15 protein-coding genes are annotated in these 15067 nt (G+C 40.7%); 11 read left to right on the top strand and 4 right to left on the bottom strand.

Features of this window, described 5'->3' with window-relative positions; all coding sequences use genetic code 11:
• On the top strand, positions 1 to 1596 hold a 1596-nt coding region (gene uvrC, locus NTU69_03055; GenBank protein ID MCX5802508.1), incomplete at its 5' end, for an excinuclease ABC subunit UvrC.
• Positions 1597 to 1800: 204 nt separating this feature from the next.
• Here uvrC and glmS read toward each other — a convergent pair.
• From glmS to tatB, 4 genes are read right to left on the bottom strand one after another with little or no spacing between them, the layout of a single operon-like run.
• Positions 1801 to 3624, bottom strand: a complete 1824-nt coding sequence (gene glmS / locus NTU69_03050; GenBank protein ID MCX5802507.1) for a glutamine--fructose-6-phosphate transaminase (isomerizing) — start codon at positions 3622 to 3624, stop codon at positions 1801 to 1803.
• On the bottom strand, positions 3602 to 4972 hold the full coding sequence (gene glmU / locus NTU69_03045) for a bifunctional UDP-N-acetylglucosamine diphosphorylase/glucosamine-1-phosphate N-acetyltransferase GlmU (protein ID MCX5802506.1): 1371 nt from the start codon (positions 4970 to 4972) through the stop codon (positions 3602 to 3604). The genes glmS and glmU overlap by 23 nt, the downstream gene beginning before the upstream one ends.
• Positions 4959 to 5723 (bottom strand): twin-arginine translocase subunit TatC, encoded by a 765-nt coding sequence (gene tatC / locus NTU69_03040; GenBank protein ID MCX5802505.1) that lies wholly within the window; start codon positions 5721 to 5723, stop codon positions 4959 to 4961. Before tatC ends, glmU begins: the two co-directional genes overlap by 14 nt.
• Before the next feature lie 53 nt (positions 5724 to 5776).
• A complete protein-coding gene (gene tatB, locus NTU69_03035; GenBank protein ID MCX5802504.1) occupies positions 5777 to 6007 on the bottom strand; it encodes a Sec-independent protein translocase protein TatB in 231 nt (76 codons plus the stop codon).
• 249 nt (positions 6008 to 6256) lie between these two features.
• Between tatB and NTU69_03030 the strand changes: the two genes are divergently transcribed.
• From NTU69_03030 to NTU69_02985, 10 genes are all read left to right on the top strand, one after another.
• Entirely contained in the window at positions 6257 to 6631 is a 375-nt protein-coding gene (locus tag NTU69_03030; protein ID MCX5802503.1) for a desulfoferrodoxin, read from the top strand.
• A gap of 126 nt (positions 6632 to 6757) precedes the next feature.
• A complete protein-coding gene (locus tag NTU69_03025; protein MCX5802502.1) occupies positions 6758 to 7333 on the top strand; it encodes a rubrerythrin family protein in 576 nt (191 codons plus the stop codon).
• A 49-nt stretch (positions 7334 to 7382) separates the two neighbouring features.
• Positions 7383 to 8000, top strand: a complete 618-nt coding sequence (locus tag NTU69_03020; GenBank protein ID MCX5802501.1) for a methyltransferase domain-containing protein — start codon at positions 7383 to 7385, stop codon at positions 7998 to 8000.
• A 3-nt stretch (positions 8001 to 8003) separates the two neighbouring features.
• Positions 8004 to 8816: an acyltransferase gene (locus NTU69_03015; protein MCX5802500.1), complete on the top strand. Its 813-nt coding sequence runs from the start codon at positions 8004 to 8006 to the stop codon at positions 8814 to 8816.
• Positions 8813 to 8998: a hypothetical protein gene (locus NTU69_03010; protein ID MCX5802499.1), complete on the top strand. Its 186-nt coding sequence runs from the start codon at positions 8813 to 8815 to the stop codon at positions 8996 to 8998. Before NTU69_03015 ends, NTU69_03010 begins: the two co-directional genes overlap by 4 nt.
• Positions 8955 to 10631, top strand: coding sequence for an arginine--tRNA ligase (gene argS, locus NTU69_03005; GenBank protein ID MCX5802498.1), 1677 nt, complete (start codon positions 8955 to 8957; stop codon positions 10629 to 10631). Before NTU69_03010 ends, argS begins: the two co-directional genes overlap by 44 nt.
• Positions 10632 to 10710: 79 nt before the next feature.
• Positions 10711 to 11334, top strand: coding sequence for a signal peptidase I (lepB, locus tag NTU69_03000; GenBank protein MCX5802497.1), 624 nt, complete (start codon positions 10711 to 10713; stop codon positions 11332 to 11334).
• 170 nt (positions 11335 to 11504) lie between these two features.
• On the top strand, positions 11505 to 13166 hold the full coding sequence (locus NTU69_02995; GenBank protein MCX5802496.1) for a tetratricopeptide repeat protein: 1662 nt from the start codon (positions 11505 to 11507) through the stop codon (positions 13164 to 13166).
• Positions 13163 to 13678 (top strand): hypothetical protein, encoded by a 516-nt coding sequence (locus NTU69_02990; GenBank protein MCX5802495.1) that lies wholly within the window; start codon positions 13163 to 13165, stop codon positions 13676 to 13678. Before NTU69_02995 ends, NTU69_02990 begins: the two co-directional genes overlap by 4 nt.
• A gap of 4 nt (positions 13679 to 13682) precedes the next feature.
• Positions 13683 to 14747 (top strand): DUF362 domain-containing protein, encoded by a 1065-nt coding sequence (locus tag NTU69_02985; GenBank protein MCX5802494.1) that lies wholly within the window; start codon positions 13683 to 13685, stop codon positions 14745 to 14747.
• Positions 14748 to 15067: the final 320 nt, after the last annotated feature.

The following is a 15067-nucleotide window of genomic DNA, read 5'->3' as shown; positions in this document are numbered from 1 at the left end:
CCTGAATCTTCCGGTGTTTACATATTCAGGGACAGAGAGAAAAATATCCTTTACATAGGCAAGGCAAAGAACATAAAGGAAAGGGTGAGAAGCTACGCAAGGGAAGGGGAGAAGGATGCAAAAACAGAGCGTCTCGTGGATAAGGTAGGCCATGTAGATTTTGTCCTGACCAGGAATGAAAAAGAAGCCTTCCTTTTAGAGAATAATCTTATTAAGGAAAACAAACCAAGGTATAATGTAAACCTGAAAGACGATAAAACCTATGTTTCGTTAAAACTCACACTGAAAGACAGATTCCCTGCCCTCTATATAACAAGAGAAATCAAGGATGATGGGGCTTTATATTTTGGCCCATACCCTCACGCAAAGGATATGAAGGATGTGTTGAAGATTGTTCAGGGATTGTATCCTGTCAGAAGATGCAGGGATACCGTTTTTAAGAAGAGGAAAAGGGCATGTATGCTCTTTGAGTTAGAGAAATGTCTTGCCCCCTGCGTAAAGAACATGGAAGAAAAGGCATATAGAGATGTTGTTGATGAGCTGGTGGATTTTCTTTCTGGAAAAGATAAAAAATTGTTGAAGGGGCTGGAACATCGGATAGAAAAGGCAGCAGAAAGCTGGAACTTTGAAGAGGCTAACATTTTAAAAGAGAGGCATAACGCTATAAAAGAGATGTTAGAGGCACAGCACGTTCACGAGCATCTTGGTAAAAACAGGGACGTATGGGCCTTTTTAGAGGATGAGGGTAAGGCAAAAATAGTGCTTTTAAGTTTCAGAAAAGGGGTGTTGGTATCGAAGAGATTATTCGAGGAGTCGCTTGTTGCAGCGACATTCAATGAAGCCCTGTCATCTTTCCTCTTCCAGTATTACACAACAAGACCAATACCCGATGAGATTATTCTGTCTGAGGAGATAGAAGATATCCCATTCCTGAAGAAATATCTGGGGGAAAGAAAAAATGGTTCAGTCAGGATATACGGTCCTTATGACAGGGCATCAAAAGACATGATTGCCCTTGCTGTTAAAAATCTTTACGAGACTGAACCCATTGCCCTTGAAAAGGATTTTAAAAAGGTTCTCCATCTGAGGGTGGAGCCTTCAAGGATTGAGGTATACGATATTTCTCATACCCATGGTAAAAATCCCTCAGGCGTGATGGTGATGTTTGAAAACTTTAAAGTGACGAAGAAGGCTTACAGGGTGTTTCATATAAGGGGGGCCTCTTCAATGGATGATATAGCAATGATGAGAGAAACGCTCGAAAGAAGGATTAAAAATGAAAAAATGCCTCCCCTGCCTGACCTCTTCATTATTGATGGAGGCAAAGGCCATCTTTCTGGTGTAATGAAGGTAATGAAGGCATTAAACGTTGACATTGATGTGATAGGGATTGCAAAGGGTCAGAGGAGGAATAGGATGGAAGACCTGATATATCTCCCTTTAAGGAAAAACCCCCTTTTGCTAACGAAGGCCTCACCTGTATTTAAAGAAATCGTAAAGATGAGGGACGAGGCCCATAGATTTGCCCTCTTATCACACAGAAGGTGGAAGGACAAAGAAGACCTGACTAATTTACATCATAATAAACCAAAATGAGCTAATCACGCCATAGCGGGACTGCATTCTGGATTCTAAGGATTTCATTCTTCGCTTGACAACATATTGAAATAGAAGGAAAAAGGAAAACAAGGCGGGCATGGCGAAAAAATTCTTTTTGGCAGGAGAAAGTTATTTATAATTTTATGGACGTCCCCTTTGTTCCCAAGCAGACCCTTAAATTTTTATTCAGGTGGTTTGAAATTACTCCACTGTTACGCTTTTGGCGAGGTTGCGGGGCTGGTCTACGTCGGTTCCTAAGAGATTGGCAATATAGTATGCAAGGAGCTGAAGGGGCACAATAGACAATATCGGTTGCAATTCATAGATCGTTTTCGGGACGACAAAGAGATTATCAACCCTGTCTGCCATCTCGTGAGAGGTATCGTCTGTGAATAGCAGGATCTTTCCCCTCCTTGTTATCACCTCCTCAATATTCCCGCATGTTTTTTTGTAGGTATGGTCATTGGGGGATACGCATACAACCGGTAAATTTTCATCTATCAGGGCAATGGGGCCATGTTTCATTTCCCCTGCAGCATACGCCTCAGCATGGGTATAAGAAATCTCTTTCAGCTTTAATGCACCCTCCAGGGCTGTTGCATAATTTATACCCCTTCCAAGATAAAGAAAATCCTTAAACCCCATATATTCCCTTGCAAGTTCTTCAATAGATTTTGACATATCAAGGATTGTTTTGACCTTGTGAGGAATTTTTTTAATCTCCCCTATGTGCTTCCGTATACTATTGCTGTCCATTATCCCGAGCTTTTTGCCTACATGCAGCATGAGCATGAACAGGACTGAAATTTGTGTTGTGAAGGCCTTTGTTGATGCTACGCCTATCTCCGGACCTGCATGGGTAAAGATGACCCCGTCTGATTCCCTGGCGAGTGTACTTCCAAGGACGTTACATATCGATAATGTATAGGCACCCCTCTTTTTTCCCTCCTTCATTGCGGCAATAGTATCTGCTGTTTCGCCCGACTGGGAAATGAGTATTAGTAAATCATTTTTACTCAGGATGGGGTTTCTGTATCGAAATTCAGAGGCGATATCTGTCTCCACCTGTATTCTTAGCTTGGTCTCAAACATATGTTTTCCTATAATACATGCATGATAGGAGGTTCCACATGCTACCATCCAGATCTTTCTTACCTTGCTTAAATCGGGAAGTTTCAGTTCTTCAAATTCAACGAGCCCCCTCTCTTCCTGAACCCTTCCTATCAATGTCTCGGAGATCGCCCTTGGCTGCTCAAAAATCTCCTTTAACATAAAATGTTTATAGCCACCCTTTTCAGCCATAGCCCCTGTCCAGTAGACCTCATTGACCTTTCTTTGTAATTCTTCTCCGTTAATATTTATGAACGAAAGTTTCCCGTCTTTAAAGATGGCAATATCGTTGTCTTCAAGGAATATGAACCTTTTTGTTCTATCGAGAATAGCAGGGACATCGCTGGCGATAAAATACTCTCCATCACCTACGCCAACGACAAGGGGGCTTTCCTTTTTTGCAGCTACCATGATTTTTTCTTTTTCCCTTATAATGCCGAGGGCATAAGAACCTCTTAGCTCCTGAAGTGTTGCCCTTACTGCATCTATAAAGCCCTTGCCCTTTTCTAAATAGCTCGTAATGAGGTGGGGGATTACCTCTGTATCCGTATCTGATAGAAACTTATGGCCTTCCTCCCTTAATCTTTCTTTTATCTCTATGTAATTTTCAATGATACCGTTATGGACAACGACAACGTCACCGGCCCTGTGAGGATGGGCATTTCTCTCTGAAGGCGTGCCGTGGGTAGCCCATCTTGTGTGGGCAAGACCCATCTTACCTTTAAAGCTGTCATTATCACAGACAGCCTTTCTTAAATCATCCACCTTACCCTTTTTTCTTGCAATCTCTATCTTCCCTTCATTCCAGATAGCAATGCCAGCGGAGTCGTAGCCCCTGTATTCCAGTTTTTTCAATGCTTCAATCAGTATATTACAGGCTTCGTTTTTCCCTTTATATCCTACTATTCCGCACACCTTTTTTCCTCCCGTATCCTTTTACATGCTTCTGCTTTGTCCTGCTTATAGCGAGGGCACCCTCTGGCACGTCCTTTGTTATGGTTGAGCCTGCCCCGATTACAGCATTCTTACCGATTCGGATAGGTGCAATGAGCTCTGTATTGCTTCCCACAAATACATTGTCTTCAATAATAGTCTTGTGCTTCTTTTTGCCATCGTAATTACAAGTAATAGTGCCTGCCCCTATGTTAACCTGCCTGCCTATCTCGGCATCACCGATATAAGAAAGATGATTCGCCTTTGCCTTGTCCTGTATTACTGAATTTTTGATTTCCACGAAATTTCCTATCTCTACGCCTTTTCCAATAAGTGTAAAGGGTCTTATTCGGGAAAAGGGCCCAATCCTTGTACCTTCTTTGATTTCTGCTCCATCAATGACAACAAATCCCTCTATATCCACATTCCCATGTATTTTTGCATCTTTTATTATTGTATTCGGACCGATTATTACATCTTCTCCGATGATGGTATTCCCAATGAGGTGGCAGTTTGGGGATATTATTGTATCCCTGCCTATCCTTACATTTGCCTCTATAAAAATGTTCCTGTCGAGGAGCGTCACGCCATTTTGCATGTGTTTATCAAGTATCCTCTCTTTCATCGTGATGTTGGCTTCCAGCAGTTCCTTCCTTGTGTTTATACCCAGCACTTCAGAAGCCTTTTGGTAATGATAACCCTTCACACTCAAGCCCTTTCTTTTTGCAATACTGCATATATCGGTGAGATAGTATTCACCCTTTTTGTTGTCCGGTTTAATGGCTTTTAACAGGTTAAAAGACTGCCGCGGGATAATACATATCCCTGTATTTATCCTCTTAATCTTCCTTTCTTCAGGTGTAGTATCAGCCTCTTCTATAATCTTTAGGATTTCATCCTTCTCAATAATCGCCCTTCCGTATCCACTCGGATCGTCCACGTCTGTAATCATAAATGTAATAGCCTTGAATTTCTCATAAAATTTCAGAAAATTTTTAAGGGTTGCGCTTTCAATCAGGGGCACATCGCCGTAGAGGACAAGAACATCGCCATCCTTGATGAACTCTATGGCAGTGAGTAAGGCATGGGCGGTTCCTTTTTGTTTTGTCTGTATGGAATAGTCTATATTGTAACCTTTCAAATATGCTTCCACCTTTTCCCTTCCATAGCCCACTACCACGACTATCCTTGCCGGTGACAGTTCCTTTGCCCTTTCAACCACATATCCAATCATTGGCCTTCCCATGATTTCATGCATGACCTTTGGTTTTTTTGACAACATCCTTTCACCCTTACCTGCTGCAAGGATCACAATATTAAGCTTTTTCATCGCCTATCTCCTTCTTTCCAAAAAATCTTGTAATAAGGATGCTGATTTCATAGAGTCCCCATAAAGGTATGGCCATGAGGAGCTGACTTGCCATGTCAGGAGGGGTTATAATAGCGCTGAGTATAACTATGCCGAGTATTGCGTACCTTCTCTTTGTAGAGAGCATCCTGAAGTTTATTATACCTGCTTTAGAAAGGTAAAATGCTACAAGGGGCAGTTCAAATATGAGTCCAAATATTATGAGCATCTTCAGTGTGAGACTCATATAACTTTTTAAATCTGGCATGGGTATGATATATTCAGCCGCATAACTTACAAAAAACTTATATACAGAGGGCATCACTATAAAATAACAGAACAATGCCCCGCAGATAAAACAAAGGCTGCCGAGGAAGATGAACGGGTATACGTATCTCTTTTCTTTTGCATAAAGACCTGGAGATACAAACATCCAGAATTCGTAAAGCATAACAGGGGAACAAACAAATAAGGCCGCTACAATAGATATTTTGAAATATGTGATGAATGCTTCGGTAACGCCTGTAAATATAAATGAACTTTTCTCCGGCATTACCCTTATAAAAGGCTGCATGAGAAAGGCAAAGATCTTTTCCTTAAAATAATAGGTAAAGATAAAGGCTACACCGAGGGCAATAATGCAGACTAATATTCTATCCCTTAATTCCTTTAAATGTGAAAGGAATGGCTGTTTCTCTTCTATCATTTTTTCTTTATGCGAGATTTCAGCCATTGGCACTCAGCTTTCAGACCCTTCTTGGTGGATGGGGGGATAGGAAGACTGGATTATTTATTTTCTTTGACATCCTCTTTTATTTCCTCTATTTCCTCTTCCTTTTTCTCTTCTTCCTTTATGACCTCTTCTTCGATTGTCTCCTTCACTTCATCTGCCATCCTTCTGAATTCATTAAAGGCCTTCCCGAGAGACCTTGCGAGTTCTGGCAATTTTGAGGGACCAACAACGAGCAAAGCTACAACCATTATCACAATAAGTTCTGGAAGACCAATGCCAAACATTTGTCATAAGTTAGCATAAAAGGAATGAAAAGTGAATAGGGGATAATGGATAGTGTAAAATCAGGAGCTTCTATTTTATACTGTCTTTAGAGAGACGCTGGTTGACATTAGATAAGACATGTATTAATTTCAAATAGTAAGCAATGTGCTATCATTATCAGTCTTAAACAAGGTAGAAAAGCTTGTCCGAATGCTGAAAGGCTGATCACGCCGGAGGAGGGACTGATAGCAAATCAAAAGGAGGTTAATATGGCCGAAAGATTACAGATTTTTAAGTGTGAAATTTGCGGGAATATTGTTGAGGTTTTACATGGCGGCAAGGGCCAGCTTGTATGCTGTAACCAGCCCATGACACTTTTAAAGGAGAATGTGGTTGATGCATCCCTTGAGAAACATGTCCCTGTAATTGAAAAAACACAGGATGGTATCAAGGTGAAGGTTGGAAGTGTTTCTCACCCAATGGAGGAGAAGCATTTTATAGAATGGATTGAATTGATCGTAGATGGTAAGGTTTACCGCCAGTTCTTGGCACCTGGTGGTGTTCCTGAAGCCTTTTTTCAGGTAAAGGGAGAGAAGGTAACGGCCCGTGAATATTGTAACCTGCACGGACTGTGGAAATCATAGATCAGTGAATAGTCCCGCCATTGGCGGGATAGTGAATTGTGAATAGTTTTTAAATGCTTTAAATCTGTTTTTACTATGTACTAATTACTATTCACTATTTACTGAATTTAAAGATGGAGGAACGACATGAAAAGTATAAAAGGAACAAAGACCGAGAAAAACTTACTCACCAGTTTTGCAGGGGAATCCCAGGCGAGAAACAGGTACACATACTTTGCCTCTGAGGCGAAAAAGGAAGGGTATGAGCAGATATTATGGATTTTCTCTGATACGGCTGAAAATGAAAAAGAACATGCGAAGAGGTTTTTTAAATTCCTTGAGGGAGGGGATGTGGAGATCACTGCTACATATCCGGCAGGTGTAATCGGGAATACAGCAGAAAATCTCAAAGCAGCAGCTGCCGGTGAAAACCTGGAATGGACCACATTATATCCTGAATCAGCAAAGGTTGCTGATGAGGAGGGGTTCACTGAAATAGCAACCGTTTTCAGGGAGATATCAGAGGTTGAAGCGGGACATGAAAAGAGGTACCTGAAACTCCTCAGCAATATTGAGAGCAATAAGGTTTTTAAGAAGGATAATGTTGTTAAATGGAGATGCAGGAATTGCGGGTATATCCATGAGGGAAAAGAAGCACCCAAAGAATGCCCTGCCTGTGCACATCCCCAGGCATACTACGAGCTGTTAGCTGAAAATTACTAATGCTTTTTCCTTGACATGACCGTTTTCTATTTGTTAGTTTTGTCTTCGTATGCAAAGGGAAGAAATACGAAAGATATACAGCAGATACTCTCCTGTATATGATATTCTGTTTTCACAGATGTTTTCCCCCAGAATAAGGCTTGGTCTGGAAAAGATTGGTATTAAGAAAGGTGATAGGATTATAGAGGTTGGAATCGGTACAGGTCTATCCCTGCCTTTGTATCCTGATTCCTGTGAGGTAGTGGGGATTGATATAACCAGGAAGATGCTGGAGAAGGCAAAAAAAAAGAAGGATAAATTCGGGCTTGGCAACGTACATCTATTTGAAATGGATGGGGAGAATATAACCTTTTCAAATGATAGTTTTGACCATGCTGTGCTCCCTTTTGTTATGAGCGTTGTGCAAAAGCCTGAGAAGATGGTCTCTGAAATAAAGAGGATAACAAAAAAGAATGGCAAGATAATAATTATCAATCATTTTTGCAGTCAATATCCTATATTCTCAAAGATCGAGAGGTTCTTTTCCCCGTTTTTTTTGAAACTGGGATGGAAATCAGGCCTGCCCATAGAACTACTTTCAAACCATTGCAACCTTTATATTGAAGAAGTATTTAAGAAGAATAGGTTAGACCCCTGGTTTATAATCCACGCAATAAATAAAAAATAGGTTATGAAGATAGCTGGGATTCAATTTGCTTGTTCTAAAGATAAGGATAGGAATACAGAAAAAGCCCTGAAAATAATGGATGTAGCAATAAAGGAAGGGGCAAAGATAATCTGTTTTCAGGAGTTGTTCAATCTGTACTGGTTTCCAAAGGACAGGGATAAAAATGCCTTTGAAATGGCTGAAGATATTGGGGGGTATTCTGTTGAGGAGATTAGAAAAAAGGTAAAAACAACAGATGCTATAGTTTTGTTGCCCCTTTTTGAAAGGGAAGATTCAAGATACTTCAATAGCTGTATTATGATTGATGGGGATAAAACAATTGGTGTGTATAGAAAGATTCATATACCTGATATACCCCTCTGGGAAGAGAAGTTTTACTTCACAACCGGTGATAAAGGATTCCCGGTTTTTGACACAAGGTTTGGCAGGATCGGCGTTCAGATATCATGGGATAATCTTTATCAGGAGGGGACAAGGATTCTTGCACTGAAAGGTGCCGATATCGTATTTGCGCCTACCGCATGTGCCTTTAAATCCCAGCATATATGGCAAACAGTGATATCTGGAAATGCAATAACGAATGGGATATTTATAATGAGGATTAATAGGGTGGGAAGCGAAGATAATCAGGACTTTTACGGTATGAGTTTTTGCGTAAACCCTGAGGGTGAACTGATAGGCGGACCCACAGGTGGGGGTGATAGCGTTCTTCTCGTGGATGTGGACCTTGAGTATTTGAAACATATCAGAAGGGAATGGCCCTTGATGAAGGAAAGAAAGCCTGCACTTTATAAAGAGATTTTAATGGAGACATGATGGGTAATGAACCTTCACTCTGTATTATCTGTGCCTGGAGAAAGGATTGCCAGAAGAAGTTTCTGAGAGGTAAGGATGTGACGTTCAGATGCCCCGAGTTTACAAAGGATGTAACTATAAGGGATAGGGAGAAACCTGATGATAAGAAAGAGGATAGTGGAAATAATAGAGGAGGCATGTAACAGTTGTAAGGAAAAGGGGATTTTACCTTACGAAATCAGCATTAATCCTGTTATAGAGATCCCAAGGGAAGATGAGTTCGGCGATTATTCCACGAATATTGCCTTTTTTTTAGCCCCCAAACTAAAAAGGAATCCTCAAGAGATAGCAAAAACCCTGATTCAAAATATGGGGTTTGGCGGGATATGCGAGAAGGTGGAGGTGGCAGGGAAGGGGTTTATCAATTTTTATGTAAAGGATGAGGTCTGGAGAGAGGCCTTAAGGGAGGCTTATGACAGGGGGATAGAAGCCTTATTCCCTGATATAGGCAATGGAAAGAGGGTTTTGATAGAGTTTGTGAGTGCAAATCCCACAGGTCCTCTGCATATAGGGCATGGGAGAGGAGCGGCAGTAGGGGATGTCCTGACAAATGTATTGAAGAAGGTTGGTTATGATGTGGTAAAAGAATATTACATAAATGATGCAGGAAAGCAGATAGAAACCCTCGGCGAATCTACATATACGAGATGGAGGGAACTAAAAGGAGAAGAGGTTCCTTATCCAAAGCATCTGTACCAGGGAGATTACGTGAAAGACCTTGCGGCACTCCTGATGGAAAAGGATATTCCAGTTCCGTCTGACAAAGGTAAGGCAATCAGGTTCATGGCGGGCTTTGCCGGCGATATGGTAATGAAGGGTATAGAAAAAGACCTTGAGGATTTCGGTGTGATGTTTGATAACTACTACAGAGAATCAGACCTGTATAAAAAGGGTATTGTGGATGAGACGATAGAGATGCTAAAAGATAAGGGGTATGCATATGAGAAGGATGGCGCCTTATGGTTCAAGACAAGCTTCTTTGAGGCTGACGAAGACAGGGTTTTGATAAAGTCAGATGGGGAAAGGACGTATTTTGCATCTGATATTGCCTATCATAGAGAGAAGTTTGATAGGGCCTTCGATGTCCTTATAGACATCTGGGGTTCTGACCACCATGGGTATATACCGAGGTTAAAGGCCTCTGTCAAGGCATTGGGGAGGGATAAAGAAGGTTTAAAGGTCATACTGATACAGTTCGTTACGCTTTTAAAGGATGGAAAACCGGTGGGTATGTCCACAAGGGCAGGGGAGTTTACAACATTAAAAGAGGTCCTGGATGAAGTCGGGAAGGATGCGGCAAGATTCTTCTTCCTTATGAGGAAAAGCGATGCCCATCTTGAGTTTGACCTTAACCTTGCAAAAAAGACATCAAATGAAAACCCTGTGTATTACGTCCAGTACGCCCACGCCAGGATTGAGAGTATCTTTAAGGTCGCAAAAGAGGATGGTATAGATGTTGAAGCACTTACGGCAGAGGGCAGAGGGCATGTAGCTGATTTGAGCTTATTAACCTTAAAAGACGAGATTGATATCATTAAAGGTATTCTTCATTTTTATGATGTGATAGAAGGAAGTGCGAGGAGCCTGGAGCCTCATAGAATAACCTTTTACCTCCTTGACCTGGTGGGAAAATTTCATAGTTATTATAATAAGACGAGGGTTTTAAAAAATGACGTGGAGCTGACACTGGCGAGGCTTTTGCTTCTTGATATGTTACAGAAGGTTATTAAAAGTGGTTTGAATATACTTGGTGTATCAGCACCGGAGAAAATGTAAAATTAAGGGTATAGGGTAGAGGGTACAGGGTATAGCCTAACCCCTATCCCCTAAACCCTATAGAATAAGGATGAAAGAGATGGAGAAGACAAAGAGTAAGACAAGGGAATATATTGAATCATTAATCATTGCGGCGATTATAGCCTTTTTTGTGAGGAGCTTTTTCATCCAGGCCTTCAAGATTCCGTCGAGTTCTATGGAGCCAACCCTCCTTATTGGTGACCATCTTCTTGTGAACAGATTAAATTATGTGGTGAAGATTCCATTTACAGATGTGGTACTATTTACCCTCGGCAATCCTGAGAGGGGAGAAATAATAGTTTTTCGCTATCCTGTGGACAGAAGCAAAGATTTTATTAAGAGGGTGATTGCGAAAGAAGGGGATACGATTGAGATAAAGGATAAGAAGATATATCTGAATGGGAAAAAGATGGATGATCCATGGGGGTATTTTTCTGACAACAATATTATACCAGGTTTCCTTTCTCCGAAGGATAATTTGGAGCCCATTAAGGTTCCGAAAGATTCTTATTTTGTGATGGGGGATAACAGGGACAGGAGCCTTGACAGCAGGTTCTGGGGATTTGTGAGAAAGGATGATCTTGTCGGGAAGGCCCTTATAATATATTTTTCGTGGAACGGAAAGTCTGACGAAATTCTCCATTATGTGAGATGGTCAAGGATTGCAAGATTAATCAGATAGACAAGGGAAGAAAAACTAAGTAGGCAGTAAAAAGTAGGCAGTAGGCAGTTACTCCTTACTGAACTAAAGAGAGTGAGCAAAGCGAGCTATCACCTATCGTGTGAACGAAGCGGTTGTTATATATTTCTGCGAATAGATTTCTCAATGAATGTATGGTATTATTATACTTCATGAAAAGGTTAGTTTTATTTATCCTTATCGCCCTTATCCCTCTTCCACTCTTCGGGGGTGACTACTCTTCATCCATTCTTCTTTTTTTGAAAGGTTATAGAAGTGAAGTTCAGGGTAAATCTGATGGTGCCATCGAGTATTATAAATCGGCACTTCACTACAACCCGGACTCATCCTATATAAGAAGTGAACTTTCCCTTTCATATATTAGAAAAGGTGAGTTTGAAAAGGCAAGAGAACTTTTAAAAGAAGCAATCGATATAGACCCGAAAAATCGCAGCGCCCTGATCCTGCTCGGTGGTTTATATTCCACCGAGGGCAAGCTAAAAGAAGCAAGAACATTGTACGAGAGATGCATTGAAATGAACGAAGAGGACACCGAGGCATATCTGTTTCTTGGTTCGATATCCGTTGCTGAAAAGAACTACATGAAGGCTACCGGGATTTATGAAAAGATTTTAGGGTATGACGATGAAAACATAATAGCCCTTTACTATTCAGGCAGGTTGAATGCTGAATTGAAAAACTATGGTGAAGCAAAAAAGTATTACATGAAGGTTGTTGATTTAAAACCCAATTTTGAACCCGCCCTTTTAGACCTTGGCACAATATACGAAATTGAAGGCGATTTTGACAAGGCGATAGGATATTATCAAAAGATAGTCAATATAGACCCAGCGAATAAAAAGGCAAGGTCAAGGATTGCAAACATTTTTATCAAGAAAAAGGATTACAACAGGGCAATTCACGAGTTTGAAAAGCTATCAGATATAGACAGGGAAGACCTTTCGATAAGGATAAAAATAGGACTTCTGCATCTTGAAGAAGGGCGATATGAAGAGGCAATTAGAGAATTTAATATCTTACTCTCATCGAAGCCCAAAAATAACACAGTGAGGTTGTATTTAGCCATGGCCTGGAAGGAAAAGGGGGAAACGAGAAAGGCCATAGATGAGTTTCTCAAGATAGACCCCAAATCAGAAGAGTTCCAGAATGCAATCAGGAACCTGACACTACTTTATATAAAATCAGGGTTAATAGATGAGGGAATAGATAAGATTAAAGGTTACCTTGAGGAGAAAAAGGATAATATAGAAATATACATAATGCTCTCAATGCTCTACGAGGAGAAGATGGATTACAAAAGCGGCATTGAGGTATTAGAAAAGGCAAAGGTATTGACTCCGGAAAATGTGGATCTCCTCTATCAGATAGGCATGCTGTATGAAAAAAATGGGGATACCGAGCGTGCGCTCCAGCATATGGAGGAAGTGCTGAGCATTGACCCTGAATACGTAAATGCCCTCAATTTTATCGGCTATACATGGGCAGAAAAAGGCATTAACCTCGATAAGGCAGAGGAAATGATAAAAAAGGCACTTATGAAAAGACCCGATGACGGATACATTATAGACAGCATTGGCTGGGTGTACTATAAAAAGGGTGATTATGTGAATGCCCTGACTGAGATATTGAGGGCCCATCAGTCTTTGCCCGATGACCCCACTATTGCTGAACATTTAGGCGATGTGTATGTGAGCCTGAAGGAATATGATAAGGCTATTGATTATTTTGAGAAATCCATAAAATTAGAAAAGAAAGAGGATAAGAAAAAGATTCTTGAGATGAAAATAAAGAGTCTTGAAGAAAAGAAAAGGTGAAAAAAGGCATAATACTGTGTACAGGCATTTTATTTTTTCTTTCAGCCTGCGCACTTTTCCCCCGTAAGATCTCCCATATTACATGGCCTGATAGTATTGAATATCTGGAAGCCCTGTGCGAACTGGATATGTCGTGGAAAGACATGAAGTATTCGGGTTCAATGTCTCTTAAAATGGAGTACCCCCATAAGCTCCTCATAGAGGTTTATGGCCCATTTGGTGATACCGTTGTCTATATAAAGCGGGATAGAAGGTATTTTATACTGGTCACTAAGGATGAAAGGATTACTGATGAAAAGGGGTTTGAGGAGAGGTTCGATATAAAGCTTGACGAATTTATCGGTGATATAGCGATGAAGGGCTACGAAAAAAGGATGCCGGAGGGTTATGTCCAGAGAGATAATTACAGGGTTATATATAAGATAGGAGCTGACGAGAGCAGGATATGCTGGGAAGGCAAGGACGGCAGTATATGCGTGAAATTTCTCGAGGCAAATTTTAATAAAGAGTGATGCATTGGAAAGGGTTGTAATAGGCAAATGTGATACGTATGAAGCTGGTAAGCTTAAGGAGTTTCTTCATAAAGGTTTTGAAGAAATAAATTTTAATGTAGACCACTCAAGGGTTCTGCTGAAACCAAATCTTTTAAGTGGCAAACCACCCGAAAAGGCAGTAAATACCCATCCCGAGTTTATAAGGGCACTGGCTGAAATATTATTAGACTATTCCTGCGATGTGTATATAGGGGATAGCCCTGGATACGAATCAACTGAAAAGGCCTTGAAAAATTCTGGCATTATGGACATAGTTGAAGGTACTGGCTTAAAGGTTTCACATTTTGATAAAAAAATCATTAAGAAATGGCATGGCATTTCTCCTTATAAAGAATTCGTATTCGGTGAGGATCCAAACCACTACGATGTCGTTATAAACCTCCCAAAGCTAAAAACCCACGGGATGATGGGATTGACCCTTGGAGTGAAAAACACCTTTGGGTTTATCCATTCCTTTGATAAGGCAAAGTGGCACCTCAGGGCAGGCAGGGACAGAATGCTTTTTGCCTCAATACTCATAGATATCCATAGTATTGTCAAGCCTGAGGTAACAATCTTAGATGGAATCATCGGGATGGATGGAGATGGGCCCTCAAGCGGCAGGGCAAGAAACTTTGGTGTTGTTGCCATATCCAGGGATGCACTCATTCTTGATTATTGTGTCGAGGGACTGATAGGTTTACCATCGCCATTACCCGTAAGTTTAAAGGCAAAAAGTAAGGAATTAATAAAGGGTTATGAAATTGTAGCCTATGGAATGCCCATTGTAATAAGCGACTTTCAGATGCCTAAGACGGTGGATGCTGATTGGAACCTCCCTGTATTTGCGAAGAACATTTTGAGAAACATGTTTGTCAAGAAACCGAAACTGGATAAAGGCATGTGTAAGGGCTGCGGTATATGTATAGATGTCTGCCCTGCAGATGCGCTCACCTTTTCTGAAGAAGTACCATTATTCGATTATAAAAAATGCATCCGGTGTTATTGCTGCCAGGAGATGTGTCCTGAAGGGGCGATCAAGGTATAAAGTAATAACTAACTACCAAATTACAAATTCCAGACAAAAAGACAATAACCACATATAAAATTACCAATGACCAAATCTCAAGTTACACACTTAGAATTTGTTTGGTTATTGTTGTTTGGTTATTGGTTATTGATATTTATTTGGAGCTTGAAAAATTGGTTATTGGAATTTATCTGGTTATTGAAGCTTATCCTCCACCCATTGGCGGAAATATGCTTACCACATCCCCATCCTGGAGGATATAGCCTTCTTTCGCGTGGTTGCCCTTTATAAGAATGATTTTTGGTGTATCCTCCGGAAGGTTAAGTTCTTTTATTACT

The sequence above is a fragment of the Pseudomonadota bacterium genome (genome assembly GCA_026388215.1).
GTDB lineage: Bacteria > Desulfobacterota > Syntrophorhabdia > Syntrophorhabdales > Syntrophorhabdaceae > JAPLKF01.
This window is presented reverse-complemented; position numbering and strand designations above follow the sequence as displayed.

Bases quoted from the DNA above. Each gene is read 5' to 3' on its own strand.
- glmU (MCX5802506.1), bottom strand. From the start codon at position 4,972: ATGAAAAAGCTTAATATTGTGATCCTTGCAGCAGGTAAGGGTGAAAGG.
- tatC (MCX5802505.1), bottom strand. From the start codon at position 5,723: ATGGCTGAAATCTCGCATAAAGAAAAAATGATAGAAGAGAAACAGCCA.
- tatB (MCX5802504.1), bottom strand. From the start codon at position 6,007: ATGTTTGGCATTGGTCTTCCAGAACTTATTGTGATAATGGTTGTAGCT.
- NTU69_03030 (MCX5802503.1), top strand. From the start codon at position 6,257: ATGGCCGAAAGATTACAGATTTTTAAGTGTGAAATTTGCGGGAATATT.
- NTU69_03025 (MCX5802502.1), top strand. From the start codon at position 6,758: ATGAAAAGTATAAAAGGAACAAAGACCGAGAAAAACTTACTCACCAGT.
- NTU69_03020 (MCX5802501.1), top strand. From the start codon at position 7,383: ATGCAAAGGGAAGAAATACGAAAGATATACAGCAGATACTCTCCTGTA.
- NTU69_03015 (MCX5802500.1), top strand. From the start codon at position 8,004: ATGAAGATAGCTGGGATTCAATTTGCTTGTTCTAAAGATAAGGATAGG.
- NTU69_03010 (MCX5802499.1), top strand. From the start codon at position 8,813: ATGATGGGTAATGAACCTTCACTCTGTATTATCTGTGCCTGGAGAAAG.
- argS (MCX5802498.1), top strand. From the start codon at position 8,955: ATGATAAGAAAGAGGATAGTGGAAATAATAGAGGAGGCATGTAACAGT.
- lepB (MCX5802497.1), top strand. From the start codon at position 10,711: ATGGAGAAGACAAAGAGTAAGACAAGGGAATATATTGAATCATTAATC.
- NTU69_02995 (MCX5802496.1), top strand. From the start codon at position 11,505: ATGAAAAGGTTAGTTTTATTTATCCTTATCGCCCTTATCCCTCTTCCA.